A 20,255-nucleotide genomic window follows, 5' to 3' on the forward strand; every position below is an offset into this window, starting at 1 on the left:
CTTACCAGCTGGCCTTGGTGACACCGGGGATGTCGCCAGCAAAGGCCAATTCACGCACCTTGGCGCGACCCAGACCGAATTGGCGGAAGGTACCGCGAGGACGGCCAGTGATCTCGCAACGGTTACGCTGGCGAGTGGGGTTCGAGTTACGGGGCAGCTTCTGCAGACCCAGGCGAGCGGCGTCGCGCTCTTCGTCGGAACGCTTCACGTCGCCGGCGATTGCCTTCAGTTCTGCATACTTGGCAGCATACTTGGCTGCCAGCTTTTCGCGCTTCAGTTCGCGCTGAATCATTGCTACTTTAGCCATGCGCCACCTCAGTTCTTGAAGGGGAATTTGAAAGCGGCGAGCAGTGCCTTGCACTCTTCGTCGTTCTTCGCTGTTGTCGTGATGCTGATGTTCAGACCACGCAGAGCGTCCACCTTGTCGTACTCGATTTCGGGGAAGATGATTTGTTCTTTGACGCCAACGTTGTAGTTGCCGCGACCATCGAACGAGCGACCCGAGATACCACGGAAGTCACGCACGCGGGGCAGAGCCACGGTCACGAAACGGTCCAGGAATTCGTACATCTGAACGCCACGCAGGGTCACCATGCAGCCGATAGCTTGGCCTTCGCGGATCTTGAAACCAGCGATAGCCTTCTTGGCCTTGGTCACCACAGGCTTCTGACCAGCAATCTTGGTCAGGTCAGCCACGGCGTTGTCCATCACCTTCTTGTCGGCCACGGCTTCGCTCACACCCATGTTCAGAGTGATCTTGGTCAGACGGGGCACTTCCATAGCGGAGGTGTAGCCGAACTTTTCTTTCAGTTCAGCCGCGATCTTTTCGCGATAGAGTTTTTGCAGTCGTGCCATGTGTTGCTCCTTAGGCGGCGATTTCAGCGCCATTGGACTTGAACACGCGAACACGTGTGCCGTCGGCGTTCACCTTGATGCCCACGCGATCGGCCTTGCCGGTCGCTGCATTGAAGATAGCCACGTTGGATTGGTGGATAGGCATGGCCTTTTCCACGATACCGCCGGTGGTGCCCTTCATGGGGTTAGGCTTGGTGTGCTTCTTGACCAGGTTGATACCGTCCACGATCACGTGGGAGTCATCCTTGCGCAGAGAAACCACGCCACGCTTGCCCTTGTCACGGCCGGTCAGCACGATAACTTCGTCGCCCTTGCGAATCTTGTTCATGGTGCTATTCCTTTAGAGAACTTCAGGGGCCAGCGACACGATCTTCATGAACTTTTCGGTACGCAGTTCACGAGTCACGGGGCCAAAGATGCGGGTGCCGATAGGCTCCAGCTTGGCGTTCAGCAGCACGGCGGCATTGCCGTCGAACTTCACGAGCGAACCGTCTGCACGACGGATGCCCTTGGCGGTGCGCACAACCACAGCACTGTAGATCTCGCCTTTTTTGACGCGACCACGAGGAGCTGCTTCCTTGACGCTCACCTTGATGATGTCGCCAACACTTGCGTAGCGACGATGAGAACCGCCCAGCACCTTAATGCACTGAACAGACTTCGCGCCGGTGTTGTCGGCAACCTCTAACCGAGATTCTGTTTGGATCATTTCAATATTCCCAACTTGCTCCAGCAACGCTCGACAGCCCCAGAGTCTTCTCAAGGGCCGTTCAAGCAGCCGGTCAGTCTTGGGCCCGTCGTCCACCCCTCGGACCATTCCGAAAGGCTTCCCGCTGGGCAGAAAGTTCCACGCTTTTACACGTGAAGCATGAGATTGTCGCAGGAAATCCTTTGTGCGTCAAGCGTTTAGCCCGCAATACCCGCACTGATTTCACTGGCGCCAAGCCTGGCAGACAGGCCTTTCGCACTTGCAACCAAAACAATAGCGCGCAGCGCTCTTACCGCATTGATTTCAAACAATATTTCATCTGAAATCAATAGATAGAAAGCGCTGACAGCTCACATTTTTGCAGGGCAAGCAGGCCACAGCCTGTTGCCCGCACGCCACGCCCCACAGAGCGGCCGCACAGATCAGCCCTGAGCGGGCAGATATTGGCGGGTCAGAGCCAGGAAGTCGTTGAGATGCACATCCTGCCCCAGCTCCTCGGTCAGGATGGCCGCCACGCGGGGCGCGATCTCGGCCGCCTTGCGGGCATCGAGAAAGAGCAGGCGGCTGCGGCGCGCCAGCATGTCCTCGACGGTACGTGCGTACTCGAAGCGGGCGGCAAAGCGCACCATGCCCTCGGAAAGCCCGTCCATCAGCCAGTTCTGCGCACCCGGCAACGCCGCCACGGCGGCAGCATCCGTGCCGTAGGAGTGCAGTCCCTGACTCTGATTCATGCTGTGCGTGACGGCCGCCTCGGCCGGCGCACCGACCAAAGGCAGGTTCACGGTCACCCCGGCAGGACGGCTGGGCAGACGACCGATCTGGAAGCATTCGGCCAGTACATCCTCGGACATGGCCCGATACGTGGTCCATTTGCCGCCGGTAACGGTCACCAGACCCGTCTTGCTGGCCATCACCGTGTGCTCGCGGCTGATCTTCTTGGTGTTCTCGCCATCATCATCCTGCGGCTTGACCAGGGGGCGCAGGCCCACCCACATGCTGCGCACATCGGCCAGCGTGGGCTGGCGATTCAGATACTTGCCGGCCTCGCCGAGAATGAAATCCAGCTCTTCGGGGAAGGGCAAGGGTTCGCGCGCCAGATCGTGACGCGGCGTGTCGGTGGTTCCCAGAATCACCTTGCCCAGCCATGGCACGGCAAACAGCACGCGGCCATCGGCCGTCTTGGGGATCAGCAGTGCATGATCCGTGGGCAGGAACTCGCGGTCCACCACCACGTGCACGCCCTGGCTGGGCGCCACCATGGGCTTGACGGGCTTGCCCTGGGCCTCGGCATCCTGCTGGCGGAACAGATCCACCCAGGGCCCCGTGGCATTGACCACGCACTTGGCGCGCACGGTGAAGTTGCAGCCCGATTCCGCATCGCGGCAGATCAGTCCGGCAATCTGGTCGTTTTCATAGATCAGCTTCTCTGCCGGGCAGTAGTTGATCAGCAAAGCGCCCTTGGCCGCCGCAGTGCGCGCCAGCGCCAGCGCCAGGCGCGCATCGTCAAACTGGCCGTCCCAGTACTTGACGCCACCCTTGAGGCCTTTTTGCTGCACGGTCGGCAGGTATTTCACGGTCTTTGCGCTGGAGAGGAATTCGGTCGCTCCCAGGCCGGCCTTGCCGGCCAGCGCGTCATACATCTTGAGGCCGATGCCGTAGAACGGCGTATCCAGCAGCTTGTACGAGGGCATCACAAAGGCCAGGGGCTGGGCCAGATGCGGTGCGTTGTGCAACAGGGTCGTGCGCTCGTGCAGCGCCTCGCGCACCAGGGAGATATTGCCCTGCGCAAGGTAGCGCACGCCGCCATGCACCAGCTTGGTGGCGCGCGAGGAAGTGCCCTTGGCGAAGTCCAGCGACTCCAGCAGCACGACCTTGAAGCCGCGTGCCGCCGCATCCACCGCCACGCCCAGCCCCGTGGCACCGCCGCCCACGATGGCCAGATCGAAGCTTTCGGTCTGCGCCAGGCGCTCCAGCAGTTGTGCACGCGTTGTAGCCAAGGGTTGAGTGGACTGGTTCATGGAACGACTTCTGCGGTGATCGCCGTGCCGCTCCCGATCATGGATGGGAGGCACACAGCAAAGAACAAATTTCAGATCGAATATTTTCGCTCTTTTTCGCTTTCCGTGGGTGGCAACCCGAAAATATCGATTCGTTTTAGCGCGATTCAAGACAAAGCCGCTGGTCGACCGCCACTCGGGCCAGACCGCGACACCGGCTATCGGCGCGCTTGCACGCTCTCCATGCATGAACTGCATGCTTCTTGCTTCGCCCATTGTTACTGCTGCAACAACTCGCCACGATGACATATCACCGCAGCTTGCTGTCAGACTTCAGACTTGGCATGGATTCATTTTTGTTTTTTACCGGGCAATTCCATAGAAAATCACCCTATTAGAGGTTCGTTTGGATTCGCTCACAATCCCTGCACTGCCCGCTGCGGCCGACGCTCTCGCCTGTAGAGCTCTTTGCCTGCTGCGCGTCCATGCGCCAATAGCACCTATATAACCAGTCACCAGTCATGAACAGCAATCCCCGCCAGTTGCAGCTTGTCGAAGAAGTCCGCGCCCGCCAATCCACCTCGGTAGAGCAACTGGCCGAAATCCTCGGGGTCACGCTGCAAACCGTGCGCCGCGACATCCAGAAGCTGGCCGATGCCGGCTTGCTGGTGCGCTTTCATGGCGGCGTGCGCGTGCCCAGCGCCACCGTGGAGAATCTGGCCCATACCCAGCGCCAGGTATTGCATGCCGAAGGCAAGATGCGCATTGCGCGCGCCATTGCCGAGGCCATTCCCAACGGCTGCTCGCTGATTCTCAACATCGGCACCACCACCGAAGCAGTGGCCCAGGCCCTGCTGCAGCACAAGGGCCTGCGCGTCATCACCAACAATCTCAATGTCGCCGCCATCCTCAGCAGCAATGCCGATTGCGAGGTCATCGTCGCGGGCGGCGTGGTGCGCACCCGCGACCGCGGCATCGTGGGCGAGGCTGCCGTGGACTTCATGCGCCAGTTCAAGGTGGACATTGCCGTGATCGGCATCTCGGCCATCGAATCGGACGGCAGCCTGCGCGACTTCGATCTGCGCGAGGTCAAGGTAGCTCAAACCATCATCGGCCAGTCGCGCGAAGTCTGGCTGGCGGCCGACCACAGCAAATTCAGCCGACAGGCCATGGTGGAACTGGCCCGCCTGAACCAGATCGACCGCCTGTTCACCGACGTGCCGCCTTCCGCCCCCTTCGATGCCCTGTTGCGCGATGCCGAGGTGCAATGCACCATCGCCCAATGAACGCAGCCCCCTATCTGATCCGTCCCGCGCTCCCCGAGGATGCAGCAGGCATTGCAGGGCTGCTGCACGACATCGGCTGGTTCAAGGCCTATGAAACCCATTCCGTCGCGCAGAACACCGAGGCCGTGCAGGCACTGCTGGACGAGCTGCAGGCCGGGCCGGAGCGCTCCCTGATGCTGGTGGCACAAGATGACCAGCACCGCATTCACGGCTACTGCGCCGTGCACTGGCTGCCGGTCGCCGTACAGCAGGGCTGGGAGGCCTATGTCAGCGAGCTGTTTGTCGCCGAAGCAGCGCGCGGTGCCGGCCTGGGCCAGCAGTTGCTGGATGCGGCCACACAGGCTGCGCGCGAGCGCCACTGCCTGCGCATCTGGCTGGTCAACAACCGCGAGCGCCCTTCCTATGTGCGCGGCTTCTATTCCCGCCAGGGCTGGAGCGAACAGGCCGAAATGGCGCGCTTTGTGCTCCCCCTCTGAACCACGGACAATTCATGACAACCTATCTGCTCGCCCTGGACCAGGGCACCTCCAGCTCCCGCTCCATCGTCTTCGACACGCAAGGCCGCATCGTGGCATCGGCCCAACTGGAGCTGCCGCAGATCTACCCGCAGCCGGGCTGGGTGGAGCATGACCCGCGCGAGATCTGGCGCACCCAGCTGACCACCGCCAAGGAGGCGCTGGCCAAGGCGGGCCTCAAGGCTGGCGATATCCGCTCGGTGGGCATTACCAACCAGCGCGAGACCACCATCATCTGGAACCGCAAGACCGGCGCTCCCATCCACCACGGCATCGTCTGGCAGGATCGCCGCGCCGAACCCACCTGCGTGCAGCTGCGCGAAGCCGGTCACAGCGACGCCATTCTGCAGAAAACCGGCCTGCGCATCGATGCCTATTTTTCAGGCACCAAACTCAAATGGCTGCTGGATCATGTGCCCGGCGCACGCGCTGCTGCGCAAGCCGGCGAGCTGGCCTTCGGCACGGTGGATTGCTGGCTGATCTGGCAGCTGACGGGCGGCAAGCGCCATGTCACCGATGTGAGCAACGCCAGTCGCACCATGCTCTTCAATGTGCACAGCAACCAATGGGATTCCGATCTGCTGGCCCTGCTCGACATTCCTGCGGGCCTGATGCCCGAAGTCCTGCCCTCGGCCGCCGATTTCGGCCAGACGGCGGACGAGGTGCTGGGCGGCTCCATCAATATCGGCGGCGTGGCCGGCGACCAGCAAAGCGCGCTGTTCGGCCAGGCCTGCTTCGACGCGGGCATGGCCAAGAACACCTACGGCACGGGTTGCTTCATGCTCATGCATACGGGCAGCAGTTTCCAGACCTCGAGCAACGGCCTGCTGACCACATCGGCCGCCCAGGCGAGCCGCCAGCCCCAGTTTGCGCTGGAAGGCAGCGTCTTCGTCGGCGGTGCCGTGGTGCAGTGGCTGCGCGACGGCCTGCAGGCCATCGAGCACAGCGGCCAGGTACAGCAACTGGCCGAAAGCGTGCCCGACAGCGGCGGCGTGATGCTGGTGCCGGCCTTTACCGGCCTGGGCGCTCCTTACTGGAAGCCCGATGCGCGCGGCACCATCACCGGACTGACTCGCGGCACGACGATGGCCCATATCGCGCGTGCGGCCCTGGAATCCATTGCCTACCAGAGTGCGGCCCTGCTCGGCGCCATGAGCCGCGACGCCGTGGCCACGGGCGGCACGCCGGTCAGCGAGCTGCGTGTGGACGGCGGCGCCTGTGTGAACAATCTGCTGATGCAGTTCCAGGCCGACCTGCTTGGCATTCCCGTGGTGCGCCCGGCCTGCGTGGAAACCACGGCCCTGGGCGCGGCCTATCTGGCAGGCCTGTCCAGCGGCGTCTATCAGAGCACCGAGGAGCTATCGGCCTTGTGGAAGGCCGAGCGCCGCTTCCTGCCCACGCTGAGCAAGGACCGCGCCGACGAGCTGATGCAGCGCTGGGAACAGGCTGTGCGTCAGACCACGGCGCAGTAGAGCCGTGCCGTCCGGCCAACACCATCAAAAAAGGGATACCAGGGCATCCCTTTTCCCTTGGGCCACAACAGCCGCAGCGCTCAGTCTTCGTCGCCCAGCAGCGCCTTGTGGATCACGGCGCCGATGATGGCGCCCACGATGGGAGCCAGCCAGAACAGCCACAGTTGCTCCAGCGCGATGGCAGGACCGAACAGCGCCGGGCCGGTACTGCGGGCGGGGTTGACCGAGGTATTGGTCACGGGAATGGAGATCAGATGGATCAGCGTCAAGCACAGGCCGATGCTCATGCCCGCAAAGCCCACGGCGGCCTTCTTGGTGGTGGAGCCCAGGATCACCAGCAGAAACACGGCAGTGAGCACGACTTCGGTCACCAGCGCCGCCGCCATATTGAACTTGCCCGGCGAATGCTCGCCATAGCCATTGGTGGCCAGATCGGTCACATGGGCACCGGCCTTGCCGCTGGCAATGAAGTACAGCATGGCTGCCGCCACGATGGCGCCCAGGACCTGGGCGATGATGTAGCCGGGCAGCTCGGCAAAGCGAAAGCGGCCGGCCACCGCCAGACCGACGGAGACCGCCGGGTTGAAGTGGCCGCCGGAGACCGGACCGAAGGCATAGGCCCCCGTCAGCACCGTCAGACCGAAGGCAAAGGACACGCCCAACAGGCCGATGCCCACTTCGGGAAAGGCAGCTGCCAGCACCGCGCTGCCGCAACCGCCAAAGGTCAACCAGAAAGTACCCAGAAACTCCGCCGACCATTTTTTGACATTGGATGCCATGATTGCTCCCTATTTCCAATGAGCGTTGCCCGTGCCGCACCACGCGGCATGGAACCGTACCGCTGCGAATCTTAGAAAGCGATCGGCGAAAAGTACAAGGCACAAATGTGAACAATCCACGACCGCGCTGGCTTTGGTGCCTCTCATTGATCTGCGCCAGCCTCGCTGCCTGCACGACGGCGTCGCTCACACCCCATCGCATCTGCAGCACGCCCCAGGCCCGGCCCTGGTCTCTGCTCGGCGAGATCCGCTGGCCGCACGAGCAGCTGTTTGCCGGCACGCCCGTGGGCGGCCTGTCCTCGATCGACTACGACGCGGGCAGCCGTCTGTATTACCTGGTCAGCGACGACCGTGTCGCCCATGGACCGGCGCGCTTTTACACGGCCCGCATCGACTACGACGCCAGCGGCCTGCACCAGGTCAGGCTGCACGACGCGCGACCGCTGCTCAGCCCCGCCCAGGCCCCCTACCCCAGCCACCGCCAGCCCCTGCCCGGCATCGCAACGCCCGATGCGGAAGCCCTGCGCGTGCTGCCGGGAGGGCAGTCCCTGATTTGGAGCAGCGAGGGCGACTTCGCACGCGGATTCGGCCCGCAGCTGCTGCAATCGGGCACGGACGGGCGCTGGCAGCGCGAATGGCCGCTACCGCCCGAGCTACGCCTGCCGGCCCGCAAGTCCGAGGGGCCGCGCAGCAACCTCACGCTCGAAGGTCTGGCGTTGAGTCAGGATGGCAAGACGCTCTGGCTGGCCATGGAAGCGGCGCTCAGACAAGACGGCCCCCTGCCCACACCCGGCCAAGCGGGCGGCCCGGTGCGCATCACTGCCTATGACATGGGCACGCAACAGCCCCGACGCCAGCTGGCCTACCAGCCCGATGCCATGCCTGCCGACCTGTGGCTGCAACGCGGCGCCATCAACGGCATCAGCGCCGTGCTGGCCGACGACGCAGAGCATCTGCTGGTGCTGGAGCGCTCCTTTGCGCCGCCGCTGCGCTTCGGCGCCCGCATCTACCGCATCAGCACCCGCGCCGACGCCAGCAGTGACACGCTGGGCCAGAGCCGGCTCGTGCCGGGCAGCTACCGCCCCGCAGACAAGGAATTGCTGCTGGACCTGGCCGATGCCGGCCTGCGGTCCGTGGACAACCTGGAGGGCATGAGTTGGGGACCGCTGCTGCCCGATGGCCGGCGCGTGCTGCTGCTGGTCAGCGACAACAACTTCAATCCCGCCGAAGTCACCCAGTTCGTCGCCCTGAGCGAGGAGCACGGCCGCTGCGGCGCAGGTTTATAGTGCCGTTCTGCGCCTGGAATCCGAATACAGGCTTGCCCACTTGCTGCATTGCAAAGCGAATCTAACCATCATGAGCCAGACCGACCACTCGACCTCCGTCTTCCCTCCCATCGCCTTTATCGGCGGCGGCAATATGGCCAGCGCCATCATCGGCGGCCTGATCCGCCAGGGCGTTCCGGCCAGCAGCATCACCGTGGTCGAGCCTTTTGAAGCCACGCGTGCTGCGATCAAGACCAGCTTCGGCATCGACGCCCTGCCCGCCGCCACCGAGGCCCTGCAAAGCGCCCAGCTGGTGGTCTGGGCCGTCAAGCCCCAGAGCTTCAAGGAGGCGGCCGCTCCCGTTGCCGCCCACACCCGCAACGCCCTGCACCTGAGCGTAGCTGCCGGCATCACCACCGACAGCATTGCGGCCTGGACCGGCACCCGCCACATCGTGCGCGCCATGCCCAATACCCCGGCCCTGGTCGGCAAGGGCATGACGGGCCTGTTCGCCCGCCCCGAGGTGGATGCCCAGGGCAAGGCCCTGATCGAGACCGTGATCGGCAGCACCGGCGAACTCACCTGGGTGGACCAGGAAGCGCATCTGGATGCCGTGACGGCCATCTCCGGCTCCGGCCCGGCCTATGTATTCCTGTTCCTCGAAGCCATGACCCAGGCCGGCGTCGACATGGGCCTCAGCGCCGAGCAAAGCTACAAGCTGGCCGTGGCCACGTTTGCGGGTGGATCGGAACTGGCGGCACGCTCCAGCGAGAGCGCCGAAGTGCTGCGCCAGCGCGTGACCAGCAAGGGCGGCACCACCTATGCCGCCATTACCCATATGCAGGAGCAGAAGCTGCCCGAGCATTTCATCGAAGCCATGCGCAAGGCCCAGATCCGCGCACAAGAGCTGGCCGCCGAGTTCGGCAAATAAAGAAAACCGGCCGAGGCCGGTTTTCTTTATGGATCTTTCAGCCATCTATCGATTATCAATCAAGCGATTCAAGCTATCAAAACAGGACTATTTCAACGCAAACCCTAGCGCCACGCCCGCAAAGATCGCAGCGCCAATCCAGTGACTCTTGCTGAAGGCGACAAAGCAGCCTTCGCGCGTGCGGTTCTTGATCAGGCTGAAATGCCAGACGATCTGGGCTGCTGCCACGCCCATGCCCAGCCAGAAGGGCCAGCCCAGCTGATAGGGAGCCAGCACCCAGGCGATCAGCCCCCAGCACAGGGCAAAGAACAGCATGATGGCCGTGACATCGAAACGGCCCAGGGTGATCGCCGAGGTCTTCATGCCGATCTTGAGATCGTCATCGCGGTCCACCATGGCGTATTCGGTGTCATAGGCCAGCACCAGAAACATATTGGCCAGCCACAGCGTCCAGGCCGTGGCATTGACCTCGCCCGTCACCGCCGCAAACGCAATCACGATGCCGAAATTGAAGGCAATGCCCAGAAAGGCCTGCGGCATGGCAAAAAAGCGCTTGGTGAACGGATAGAGAATCGTGAACAGCACGGCGGGCACCGACCAGGCCACGGCCTCCCAGCGCGTGGACAGCACCAGGCCGAAGGCCACCAGCGTGAGCACCAGGCCGACCATGGCGGCTTCCCTGACCGAGATCTGGCCGCTGGTGATGGGGCGCTGGGTGGTGCGTTTCACATGCCTGTCGAAGTCGCGGTCGGCAATATCGTTGATGGTGCAGCCGGCGCTGCGCATCAGCACCGTGCCCAACACAAAGACCACCAGCAGATGCCAGCCCGGAAAGCCCTGACCGGCCACCCACAGTGCCACCAGCGTGGGCCAGACCAGCACCAGCCAGCCCGCGGGACGGTTGAAGCGGATCAGATCCAGATACAGCGACAGCTTGGAGCGCGGCGAAGCAGGAATGGAGGCGGACATGAAAGGGATTCCGGAAGACAGGAGATCATGACCGGGCCCCCAGGCCGCGGTCAGCGCAGCGGCAATTGTGCCTCGGCCTGCACCGCCCTGAGGGCGCCACCCCCATGCTCGACACGGTCTGTCAACCAGAGCACCAGGGCCGTCCAGCCCAGACCCAGGCACAGGCCTGCCAGCACATCGCTGGCATGGTGCACAGACAGCAACACGCGGCTCAAGCCCGTACTCAGGGCCAGCATCGCTGCCGCCGCAAAGACCCAGGCCCGCCAGCGCGGCGGCAGTCGGCGAGCGACCAGCCAGGCCAGCATGCCGAAAATCGCGGCCGTGCCTGCGCTATGGCCGCTGGGAAAGCTGAAGCCGGCCTCATGCACCAGACCGCCCAGCGGACGCTCGCGCTGCAGGGTCGCCTTGATGAAGCGCACCCACAGTCCCGTGCCGGCCACGGCCACCACCCAACCCAGCAGTTGCAGGCCCTGGCGTCGCCACAGCAGCCACAGGCCCACGACCAGGCTCAGCAGCCCCATGACGCGCAAATCCCCGAGCATGGTCCAGCCCCGCACCAGGGGCTGCAGACCGGGCGGCAGGCCTGCGCTCACCGCACTCTGCAGCTTCAGGTCCAAGGCCATCAGCCCCTGCGGCGGTTGCAGGGACTGGGACTGCTGCACGCCGACGACCAGCAAGGCCAGAGCAGTGGCAGCCAACCCCGCCACCGCAAGCAGCCAATTGCCGCCAGGCCTGAGATCCGTGCTGTGGTCCTGCCACAGCCACGCGGCCCGGCCCTGCGCACGCCAGCGCAGCACGCAGGCCGCAGCCAGCAACAACAGCAGCAACACCCAGATGGCATGTCCGTCCACCCACTGCATCAGCAAGACCACGGGTTCCACCACAGCAAGCACGCTCATTCCTTTCAGCATCAAAAAGCGAAAAAGCCCTGACGGGCCTCCAGAGGCTAACCCGCCAGGGCTTAAGCGAAACTGAAACTATGGCCGGGCCGGGCAGTTGCCGCGGCGCGGCTCACTCTTCGAGCAGGGAGCGCAGCATCCAGGCCGTCTGCTCGTGCACGGCCAGACGCTGGGTCAGCAGATCGGCCGTAGGCTCGTCGCCGGCCTTGTCGGCACGGGGAAACAGCTGGCGAGCCGTGCGCGCCACGGCCTCGTGGCCCTGCACCAGGATGCGCACCATCTCCAGGGCCTTGGGCGGCTGGGCCGGTGCGTCGGGCAGGCTGGTGAGCTTGCCGAACTGGGCATAGGAGCCAGGCGCATGGTGGCCCAGTGCGCGGATGCGCTCGGCCACGGGATCGACGGCATTCCACAGCTCGGTGTACTGCGCCATGAACATGGTGTGCAGCGTGTTGAACATGGGCCCCGTGACATTCCAGTGGAAGTTGTGCGTGGTCAGGTACAGCGTATAGGTGTCGGCCAGCAGCGCCGACAGCCCCTTGGCAATGGCGGCGCGGTCCTCGTCGCCGATGCCGATGTGGATGCCGGCGGGCACCTGCGGCGCGGCGTCCGACTTCTGTTTCTGCGATTTGTCCTTGCCTTGCTTGGTCATGCACTCACCTTTCAGGTTTAACGAATCCAGACTCCCGCCCTCTTAGAGCCGCTGAAGCCACGCTTACTGCGACAGGCGCTGCACTCCCGGAAGCGGGCAGGCGTAGACGGCATTGCGCAGTGCGGCAATCGCCTCATAGCGCGTGAAGCTGCGCCGCCAGGCCAGCACCACCCGGCGGGTGGGAGGAGCAATGCCGTCTTCCTCATGAATCGGAAGATAGCGGATATGAGGCTCGTCGGCGCGGCGGCGGCGCTCGATGGGAGCCAGCGCATCCTCGGGCACGGACAGGCGCGGCACCAGGGTCACGCCCATGCCGGCGGCCACCATGTATTTGATGGTTTCCAGCGAGGAGCCTTCGAACGTGCGGCGAATGCCTTCGGAGTTGCTGGCATAGCGCGCGAATTCGGGGCAGACCTCAAGCACATGGTCGCGGAAGCAGTGACCCGCGCCCAGCAGCAGCATGGTCTCGTTCTTGAGATCCGTGGTGGACAGGCTCTTCTTCTGCGCCAGCGGGTGGGTGCTGGGCACGGCGGCCATGAAGGGCTCGTCGTAAAGCGGCGCCAGTGCCAGACCGGTATCCGGGAAAGGCTCGGCCATGATGGCGCAGTCGATCTCGCCCGTGCGCAGCATCTCCAGCAGCTTGACGGTGAAGTTCTCCTGCAGCATCAGCGGCATCTGCGGCGTCATATTGATGGAGTTGCGCACCAGATCGGGGAGCAGATAGGGGCCGATGGTGTAGATCACGCCCAGGGTCAGAACGCCGGACAGCGGGTCCTTGCCGCGCTTGGCGATTTCCTTGATCTCGTTGGCCTGCTCCAGCACGCTTTGCGCCTGACGCACGATCTCCTCGCCCAGCGAGGTGACCGAGACTTCGCCGGCACTGCGCTCGAAAATCTTGACATCCAGCTCTTCCTCCAGCTTCTTGATCGCCACGGACAGCGTAGGCTGGGACACATAGCAGGCTTCGGCTGCGCGGCCAAAGTGCTTCTCCCGCGCAACGGCCACGATGTACTTCAATTCGGTAAGAGTCATAGAGAGTGGATCTTTCGGATCATCAATAACGGCATTGATTCATCCTGTTTTTGCATTCAATCACATATTACCAAGGCAAAAGATTACATATATTCCTGCAAAAACGTAACTATTTACGTCTACAGACGCAATTTTCGGTACTTCAGGCCTTCAGATACTCGGCCTTGCCACCCAGCCAGCGGCTGACATGGCGTGCCGCCAGCGCAGGAAATTGCTCAAGCATAAGCGGTGCCAGCTCGCGCGCCCAGTCCAGCAGCAGCACATCCTGCTCCAGATCGGCAAAGCGCAACATGGGAGCGCCGGACTGCCGGGCGCCGAGGAACTCGCCCGGACCGCGAATCTCCAGATCCCGCCTCGCGATCTCGAAACCGTCATTCGTCTCGGCCATGGCCCGCAGGCGCTCCTTGCCGGTATCGGACAGGCGTCCGTTGTCATTGACCGAATACAGCAGCACGCAGGCCGAAGCCGCAGCACCTCGCCCCACGCGGCCGCGCAGTTGGTGCAGCTGCGACAGTCCGAAGCGCTCCGAGTGCTCGATGACCATCAGCGAAGCATTGGGCACGTCCACACCGACTTCAATCACGGTGGTGGACACCAGCACGCCCATGACGCCGGCCGAAAACAGCTCCATCACGGCCTTTTTCTCTGCCGTGGGCATGCGCGAGTGCAGCAGGCCCACCATGACACCGGGCAGCATTTCGCTCAAATATTCATGGGTGGCCGTGGCATTCGACAGATCCAGCGCCTCGCTTTCCTCGATCAGCGGGCAGACCCAGTAGACCTGGCGCCCGCTGGCGACCTGGGCGCCGATGCGCTCGATCACCTCGTCCTTGCGGCTGTCCGAGATCAGCTTGGTGACGATGGGCGTGCGCCCTGGCGGCAGCTCGTCGATGGTGGAGACATCGAGGTCGGCGTAATAGCTCATGGCCAGGGTGCGCGGGATCGGCGTGGCGCTCATCATCAGCAAATGCGGCTCCATGCCCGTGGCTGCGAGCTTTTGCCGCAACGCCAGACGCTGGGCCACGCCAAACCGATGCTGCTCGTCGATCACCGCCAAGGCCAGGTTCTTGAACTGGACCTGCTCCTGAATCACGGCATGGGTACCCACGACCAGCGCCGCCTCGCCGCTTTCCACCAGCGCCAGCATCGCGGCACGCTCCTTCTTTTTCTGGGCCCCCGCCAGCCAGGCGACCTTTTTGCCCAGCGGCGCCAGAATCGGCTCCAGCCAGCCGACCAGCTTGCCAAAATGCTGCTCGGCCAGAATCTCGGTGGGCGCCATCAATGCGCATTGCCAGCCAGCCTCGATGCAGGCCACGGCAGACAAGGCCGCCACCACCGTCTTGCCAGAGCCCACATCGCCCTGCAGCAAACGGTGCATGGGAATGCGGCGCTCCATATCGGCCCGAATCTCGCCCACCACGCGCTGCTGCGCCCCCGTCAGGCCAAACGGCAGCTGCGCCAGAAACTGCTGGGTCAGATCCGCCATCCCGGCCTGCGGCCTGAGCACGGGCGCGCGCAAGCGGGCGCGCTCGCGCTTGGCCTCGTACTGGGACAGTTGCTGGGCCAGCAGCTCTTCGGCCTTGAGCCTTTGCCAGGCAGGATGGGAATGGTCCTCCAGCGTGACCAGTGCCACATCAGGCGTTGGGTGATGCAGAAAAGTGAGCGCATTGCGCAAGTCATATGAGGGCTGAAGCCCATTCTGACCATAGAACTGCGCAATGGGAGGCGACTGCTCCGGAGGCAGGGTCTCGGACAGATCGGCACGCAGCAGCGCCGAAGCAATGGCCCGGCGCAGATAGGCCTGGGGCAGGCTTGCGCTGGCGGGATAGACCGGAGTCAGCGCCGTGGGCAGCTCTCCGCCCGCCACCCGGAACGCAGGATGCATCATCTGCCGTCCCCAGAAACCGCCCTTGACCTCGCCGCGGATGCGCAGGCGTGCGCCCGGCGCCATGGTCTTTTGCTGCGACGGGTAGAAGCTGAAGAAGGTCAGCAGACAGGTGCTGCTGCCATCGTCCACGGTGACCTTGAGCATGCGTCGCGGACGCAGCTGCACCTCGCTGTGCGTGACCGTGGCTTCGATCTGCACCGTCTCGCCATCGCGCGCGTTCTTCAGCGCCACGATGCGGGTTTCGTCCTCATAGCGCAACGGCAGGTGCAGAGCCAGGTCGATATCGCGTGTCAGCCCCATCTTCAACAGCGCCTGCTGCGCAGGGCTGAGGGTCTTTTTGGGAGCGGCATCCAGATCCGTGCCTGCCTTTTTTTCACGAGTGCCAGCGCGAGTGCCAGCGCGCTTGGCAGCAGACTTTGGCTCGGCAACAGGCTTTTTTGACACAGACAAATAGGACTCCTTGGCTACACTCCCCGCAACAGGGAAAGCAATGTATGTATATACAGCATATCCAGGTTTGCAAACAACTGTCCGCCAGCGCAAGAAATGCAAAATCGCTACCATTCCCAGCTTGTTACTTTGTGTTTCAGTAGAAATCCATGTTGAAGCGAGTTGATGTCGAGCACCTGCGCCCAGGAATGTTCGTGCACGAGTTCTGTGGCTCGTGGATGGAGCATCCCTTTTTGCGTGCCAGCCTCCTGCTCGAACAGCCCAGGGACCTGGAACGCCTGCTTGCCACCACCATCCGCCAGGTGTGGATAGACACCGGCAGAGGCGCCGACATCGCTCCCGACATCACGCCCGCCGAGGTCTCCGAAGCGCCTGACAATGAAGCCGCGCCGAGCTCGCCTGCACGGCTCACCAGAACCAGCGTGGAGTTGCAGCAGGCCCGCCAGATCATCGGGCAGGCGCGCGATGTGCTGAAGACCATGTTCAGGGACGTTCGCCTGGGACGTCCGCTGGACCTGCCAGCCTCAGGCCAGCTGGTCGACGAGATGGCGGAGTCGATCAAGCGCAACCCCCATGCCCTGATCAGCCTGGCGCGCCTGAAGACTGCGGACAACTACTCCTATATGCACAGCATCGCGGTATGCGCCCTGATGATAGGCTTGGCGCGCCGCATGGGCCTGGACGAACACCAGGTGCATCTGGCGGGCGTCGCGGGCCTGCTACACGACATCGGCAAGAGCAAAGTGCCTCTGGAGGTGCTCAACAAGCCAGGGGCGCTGGATGCCGAGGAATGGGTCATCATGAGGTCACACCCTCGCTGGGGCTACGAACTCCTGCTGCCCCAGGGCCTGGATGATGCTGTCACCGATGCCTGCCTGCATCACCACGAAAAAGTCGACGGCACGGGCTATCCCGACGGCCTGAAGCAGGACGACATCAGTCTGATGGCGCGCATGACGGCCGTCTGCGATGTCTATGACGCCATCACCTCGGATCGCCCCTACAAGCAGGGCTGGCACCCGGCCATCGCGCTGCAGCGCATGGCGCAATGGGCGCCCCACCACTTCGACAAGGCCATCTTCGAGCAGTTTGTCCAGACGGTGGGCATCTACCCGCTGGGCTCGCTGGTGCGGCTGCAGTCTCAGCATCTTGCCGTGGTGCTGGATGTCTCGCCGAACTGCCTGCTGACTCCCAAGGTACGGCGCTTTTACTGCCTCAGCCAGCAGCGCCGCATCACGCCCGAGATTCTCGACCTGGCCTGCCCCCATGCCAACGACAGCATCGTCGGGCGCGAAGACCCTGCCGACTGGCCCTTCAGGAATCTCAACGAGCTCTGGACCCCAGCTGCTGCTCAGCCCTGAAGCCGGCAGCCCTAATGGCGATTTGCGACAATCGCCCACTTGTTTGATTGAACTTGGAACGGGCCTCGTACGGCCCTCAAGCACCGCATGTCTTCCAGCACCCGTGAATTCACACTCAGCGATTTCGACTTCGACCTGCCCGAATCCCTGATTGCCCAGCATCCCACCGCCGTTCGCAGCGCCTCGCGCCTGCTTGATGGCCGCAGCCTCCCCGCCACCGACCGCATCTTCCGCGAACTGCCCGATCTGCTGCAGCCCGGCGACCTGCTGGTCTTCAACGACACCAAGGTCATCAAAGCACGCGTCTTCGGCGAAAAGGCCAGCGGCGGCAAGATCGAACTGCTGGTCGAGCGCGTGCTGCAGAACAACGAAGTCGTGGCTCACATGCGCGTGAGCAAGAAGCCCTTGCCCGGTGCCAAGATCCATCTTTGCGGCGGCCTCAGGAATGGAGGTTTCGAAGCCACGCTGCTGGGCCGCTGGCCGGACGAGAACGGGCCGCTGTTCCATCTTTCCTTCAAGGGCAACCAGGGCGAGTCGCCCTATGAATTGCTGGAGCAGTTCGGCCACCTGCCGCTGCCGCCCTATATCGAGCGCCAGCAGAACGCCGAGCATGATCCTGATGAAAAGGAAGACAGCGAGCGCTACCAGACCGTGTTCGCAGCCCACCCCGGCGCCGTGGCCGCACCGACCGCCGCCCTGCATTTCGACGAAACCGTGCTTGCCGCCCTGCAAGCCAAGGGCGTCGAGCGCGCCAGCGTCACCCTGCATGTGGGTGCCGGCACCTTCCAGCCCGTGAAGACCGAAAACCTTGCCGACCACACCATGCACAGCGAGTGGTACGACATTCCCTTGCCCACCTTGGCCGCCATGGAGCGCTGCCGCCAGCGCGGCGGCCGCATCATTGCCGTGGGCACCACCACGGTGCGCACGCTGGAGTCCTGGGCCAAGTACGGCAATATCACCGGCGACACCAGCATCTTCATCACCCCGGGCTTTCAGTACCAGGTGGTGGACATGCTGATCACCAACTTCCATCTGCCCAAAAGCACGCTGATGATGCTGGTCAGCGCCTTTGCGGGCTACGAGCACATCATGGCCATGTACCAGCATGCGATTGCCCAGCACTACCGCTTCTTCAGCTATGGGGACTCCATGCTGCTGGAGCGCCAGCGCTGATCTGCAACATATTGGAGCCGCTGTGGCGGCTCCTCGCATAAGGAGTTACAGAAACACTGGGTCCAATCTTTTCTTAGTGGTAGATTTCATCGTTTTGTCAAAGTGCTTATTTATTTAGTCATTTAGAAAAATCAATGGAAGTTCAAACCCCACAAGATGAAGAGTTGGATCTGCTGGATCTGTTGGTCACTCTCGCGGAAAACTGGAAGATTCTGATTTTCTGCCCGCTGCTGGCGGGCATCGCAGCCTATGGCATCGGTCTGGTGATCCCCAAGACCTACGAAAGCAGCGCATCGGTTCAGGTGGAGCGTGCCGGCTCCAGCTTTACCGCCCCCATGGCCGCCAGCCTGGCCATGTCCGCAGACGTTCTGCACCAGATTGCTCCCGTTGCAGGCCTGGACGATGGCCTGACCAAGGAAGAGATCTATAAAAAGCTCAGCAAGCGCATCACGGTCAATGTCGGCAAGCAGGACAAGCTGCTGAATATTGCAACGCAGGCCAAGTCGCCCGAAGCGGCTCAAAAGCTCAACCAGGCGCTGCTGGACACCCTGTTTCCCCTGAGCAAGCCACGCGGTCTGGAAAAAAAGCAGCTGGAAGTGCAGCTGGCTTCCGAGAAGACACGCCTGGAGGAGTCGCTCAAGCTCGAGCATGACACCTCCGCCAACCTCTCCTCCGGGAAAAGTGTCACCGAAGCCACCAGCCGCCTCTATGGCGAACTGCTGACCGCCAACAGCAATCGCCAGAAGGGGATTCTGGACATGGAGCGTCGCCTCGGCGGTCTGGATAACGACGATGTGATCCAGATGCCAACCCTGCCCGAGCGCTCCATCAAGCCCAAGAAGCCCATGCTGGCCATTGGTGCGGCCGTGGGCACCGGTTTCCTGCTGCTGCTGTTTGTCTTCATCCGACAGGCGCTGCGCACCGCCAAAGAATCCTCGCCCGAGCAGGCCGAGAAAATTGCGCGTATTCGTAACGCCATGCCCTGGTAAGCCCTCACCGCCCACCCCATGCCCGCACCCGACAGTGCGGGCATTTTTCTGGGCGCCGCAACGCAGGTCGGACGCCTCGCCCCCTAGAATTCCTCGCTTCTTTGTCGCAAATCGCTACGGACATGCTCTCCCGCTGGCTCTCTCCCACACTTTCCCCGTCAGCGCAGTCTGCCATCCGCGGTGTTCTGCTCACCATATTCGCCTGTGCACTGTTTGCGGTTCTGGATAGCGCCACCAAGTTCAGCGGCAAGCTGCTGCCGGTGCTCATGGTGCTGTGGCTGCGCTTCGTGGCCCAGGCCTTTGTCACCAGCGTGCTGGTTTTGCCTCGGCATGGCCTGTCGGCACTGAAGACCCGGAACCTGAAATTTCAGCTGCTGCGCGCGATCTCTGGGCTGTTGACCACGGTCTGCGCCTTTTTCTGCATACAGAACATGCCTCTGGCCAACTTCACGGCCATCTGGTCTGCAGCCCCGCTGTTCATCGTGGTCGCATCGGCACTCTTCTTCAAGGAGCAGGTCAGCCCTGCTCGCTGGGCGCTGCTGGTGATCGGTCTGCTGGCCGTGATTGCCATCGTGCGACCGGAAAATGACGGTCAGGCCCTGGGCCTGGCCGCCCTGTGGCCCGTGGGTCTGCTGATATCCGGCACCACCTACCAGGTGCTGGGAAGCCGCCTGTCGCGCCTGGACTCGCCTCCGACCACCCAGCTCTACTCCACCTGGTTGCCGATACTGCTGACCACGCCGCTGGTCGGCCTGGTATGGCAGCCTATCGATCACTGGCAGATCTACGCGGCGGCGGCCGTGATGGGGCTTTGCAGCGGCATCGGCCACCTGATGCTGCTGCAGGCATACACCCACGCCACGCCTGCGACTGTCGCCCCGTTTCTCTACAGCCAGATCGGCTTCGCCATGCTGATGGGCTGGCTGTTTTTCGGACAGCTTCCCGACAGCACATCGCTGATCGGCATGGCGGTGGTGACGCTCAGCGGCCTGATGGGCGTCTGGCTGGGCATCCGGGAAAAGCGCTGAGCCCC

General features: G+C 63.1%; 20 protein-coding genes. 9 read left to right on the forward strand and 11 right to left on the reverse strand.

Annotated features, from left to right (window positions below; all coding sequences use genetic code 11):
* Position 1: 1 nt before the first annotated feature.
* The 5 genes from rpsN to DJFAAGMI_RS12025 form a co-directional block, all read right to left on the reverse strand.
* On the reverse strand, positions 2-307 hold the full coding sequence (rpsN, locus tag DJFAAGMI_RS12005; RefSeq protein WP_003050509.1) for a 30S ribosomal protein S14: 306 nt from the start codon (positions 305-307) through the stop codon (positions 2-4).
* 8 nt (positions 308-315) lie between these two features.
* The gene (gene rplE / locus DJFAAGMI_RS12010) at positions 316-855 is read right to left on the reverse strand and encodes a 50S ribosomal protein L5 (protein ID WP_003050507.1); all 540 of its coding nucleotides are present in this window, start codon (positions 853-855) and stop codon (positions 316-318) included.
* A gap of 10 nt (positions 856-865) precedes the next feature.
* Positions 866-1,183 (reverse strand): 50S ribosomal protein L24, encoded by a 318-nt coding sequence (gene rplX / locus DJFAAGMI_RS12015; RefSeq protein WP_003050504.1) that lies wholly within the window; start codon positions 1,181-1,183, stop codon positions 866-868.
* Positions 1,184-1,195: 12 nt separating this feature from the next.
* Positions 1,196-1,564 carry a 50S ribosomal protein L14 gene (gene rplN, locus DJFAAGMI_RS12020; RefSeq protein ID WP_003050500.1) on the reverse strand — a complete coding sequence of 123 codons (369 nt, stop codon included), beginning with the start codon at positions 1,562-1,564 and terminating at the stop codon, positions 1,196-1,198.
* 422 nt (positions 1,565-1,986) lie between these two features.
* Positions 1,987-3,582 carry a glycerol-3-phosphate dehydrogenase/oxidase gene (locus tag DJFAAGMI_RS12025; RefSeq protein ID WP_211457312.1) on the reverse strand — a complete coding sequence of 532 codons (1,596 nt, stop codon included), beginning with the start codon at positions 3,580-3,582 and terminating at the stop codon, positions 1,987-1,989.
* Between the two features lie 500 nt (positions 3,583-4,082).
* Between DJFAAGMI_RS12025 and DJFAAGMI_RS12030 the strand changes: the two genes are divergently transcribed.
* The 3 genes from DJFAAGMI_RS12030 to glpK are packed head-to-tail and all read left to right on the forward strand — an operon-like array spanning position 4,083 to position 6,834.
* Complete coding sequence (locus DJFAAGMI_RS12030) at positions 4,083-4,847, forward strand: DeoR/GlpR family DNA-binding transcription regulator (RefSeq protein ID WP_034373828.1); 765 nt, start codon at positions 4,083-4,085, stop codon at positions 4,845-4,847.
* Positions 4,844-5,323 (forward strand): GNAT family N-acetyltransferase, encoded by a 480-nt coding sequence (locus DJFAAGMI_RS12035; protein WP_211457313.1) that lies wholly within the window; start codon positions 4,844-4,846, stop codon positions 5,321-5,323. Before DJFAAGMI_RS12030 ends, DJFAAGMI_RS12035 begins: the two co-directional genes overlap by 4 nt.
* 14 nt (positions 5,324-5,337) lie before the next feature.
* On the forward strand, positions 5,338-6,834 hold the full coding sequence (gene glpK / locus DJFAAGMI_RS12040; RefSeq protein WP_211457314.1) for a glycerol kinase GlpK: 1,497 nt from the start codon (positions 5,338-5,340) through the stop codon (positions 6,832-6,834).
* 80 nt (positions 6,835-6,914) lie between these two features.
* Here the strand turns inward: glpK and aqpZ are convergent, their stop codons facing one another.
* Positions 6,915-7,613, reverse strand: coding sequence for an aquaporin Z (aqpZ, locus tag DJFAAGMI_RS12045; protein ID WP_043003927.1), 699 nt, complete (start codon positions 7,611-7,613; stop codon positions 6,915-6,917).
* A gap of 107 nt (positions 7,614-7,720) precedes the next feature.
* Between aqpZ and DJFAAGMI_RS12050 the strand changes: the two genes are divergently transcribed.
* A complete protein-coding gene (locus DJFAAGMI_RS12050; protein WP_211457315.1) occupies positions 7,721-8,899 on the forward strand; it encodes an esterase-like activity of phytase family protein in 1,179 nt (392 codons plus the stop codon).
* Positions 8,900-8,969: 70 nt separating this feature from the next.
* Positions 8,970-9,809 carry a pyrroline-5-carboxylate reductase gene (proC, locus tag DJFAAGMI_RS12055; protein WP_211457316.1) on the forward strand — a complete coding sequence of 280 codons (840 nt, stop codon included), beginning with the start codon at positions 8,970-8,972 and terminating at the stop codon, positions 9,807-9,809.
* An 87-nt stretch (positions 9,810-9,896) separates the two neighbouring features.
* Here the strand turns inward: proC and ubiA are convergent, their stop codons facing one another.
* The 5 genes from ubiA to recG all read right to left on the reverse strand — a co-directional run bounded on the left by ubiA (position 9,897) and on the right by recG (position 15,696).
* Positions 9,897-10,778 carry a 4-hydroxybenzoate octaprenyltransferase gene (ubiA, locus tag DJFAAGMI_RS12060; RefSeq protein ID WP_211457317.1) on the reverse strand — a complete coding sequence of 294 codons (882 nt, stop codon included), beginning with the start codon at positions 10,776-10,778 and terminating at the stop codon, positions 9,897-9,899.
* A gap of 50 nt (positions 10,779-10,828) precedes the next feature.
* Complete coding sequence (locus DJFAAGMI_RS12065; protein ID WP_249334163.1) at positions 10,829-11,677, reverse strand: phosphatase PAP2 family protein; 849 nt, start codon at positions 11,675-11,677, stop codon at positions 10,829-10,831.
* Positions 11,678-11,789: 112 nt separating this feature from the next.
* Positions 11,790-12,326, reverse strand: a complete 537-nt coding sequence (locus DJFAAGMI_RS12070) for a Dps family protein (protein WP_249334165.1) — start codon at positions 12,324-12,326, stop codon at positions 11,790-11,792.
* A 63-nt stretch (positions 12,327-12,389) separates the two neighbouring features.
* On the reverse strand, positions 12,390-13,358 hold the full coding sequence (locus DJFAAGMI_RS12075) for a LysR substrate-binding domain-containing protein (RefSeq protein WP_003050465.1): 969 nt from the start codon (positions 13,356-13,358) through the stop codon (positions 12,390-12,392).
* Between the two features lie 142 nt (positions 13,359-13,500).
* A complete protein-coding gene (gene recG, locus DJFAAGMI_RS12080) occupies positions 13,501-15,696 on the reverse strand; it encodes an ATP-dependent DNA helicase RecG (protein ID WP_211457319.1) in 2,196 nt (731 codons plus the stop codon).
* Positions 15,697-15,845: 149 nt separating this feature from the next.
* On the opposite strand from recG, the gene DJFAAGMI_RS12085 reads away from it, so the two are divergent.
* The 4 genes from DJFAAGMI_RS12085 to DJFAAGMI_RS12100 all read left to right on the forward strand — a co-directional run bounded on the left by DJFAAGMI_RS12085 (position 15,846) and on the right by DJFAAGMI_RS12100 (position 20,250).
* Positions 15,846-17,057 (forward strand): HD-GYP domain-containing protein, encoded by a 1,212-nt coding sequence (locus DJFAAGMI_RS12085; RefSeq protein WP_211457320.1) that lies wholly within the window; start codon positions 15,846-15,848, stop codon positions 17,055-17,057.
* 87 nt (positions 17,058-17,144) lie between these two features.
* Positions 17,145-18,233: a tRNA preQ1(34) S-adenosylmethionine ribosyltransferase-isomerase QueA gene (queA, locus tag DJFAAGMI_RS12090; RefSeq protein ID WP_003050455.1), complete on the forward strand. Its 1,089-nt coding sequence runs from the start codon at positions 17,145-17,147 to the stop codon at positions 18,231-18,233.
* Between the two features lie 134 nt (positions 18,234-18,367).
* On the forward strand, positions 18,368-19,222 hold the full coding sequence (locus DJFAAGMI_RS12095; RefSeq protein ID WP_211457321.1) for a Wzz/FepE/Etk N-terminal domain-containing protein: 855 nt from the start codon (positions 18,368-18,370) through the stop codon (positions 19,220-19,222).
* A gap of 122 nt (positions 19,223-19,344) precedes the next feature.
* A complete protein-coding gene (locus DJFAAGMI_RS12100; protein ID WP_211457322.1) occupies positions 19,345-20,250 on the forward strand; it encodes a DMT family transporter in 906 nt (301 codons plus the stop codon).
* Positions 20,251-20,255 lie beyond the last annotated feature (5 nt).

Origin of the sequence: Comamonas brasiliensis (genome assembly GCF_018292285.1) — a bacterium.
GTDB classification, from domain to species: domain Bacteria; phylum Pseudomonadota; class Gammaproteobacteria; order Burkholderiales; family Burkholderiaceae_C; genus Comamonas; species Comamonas brasiliensis.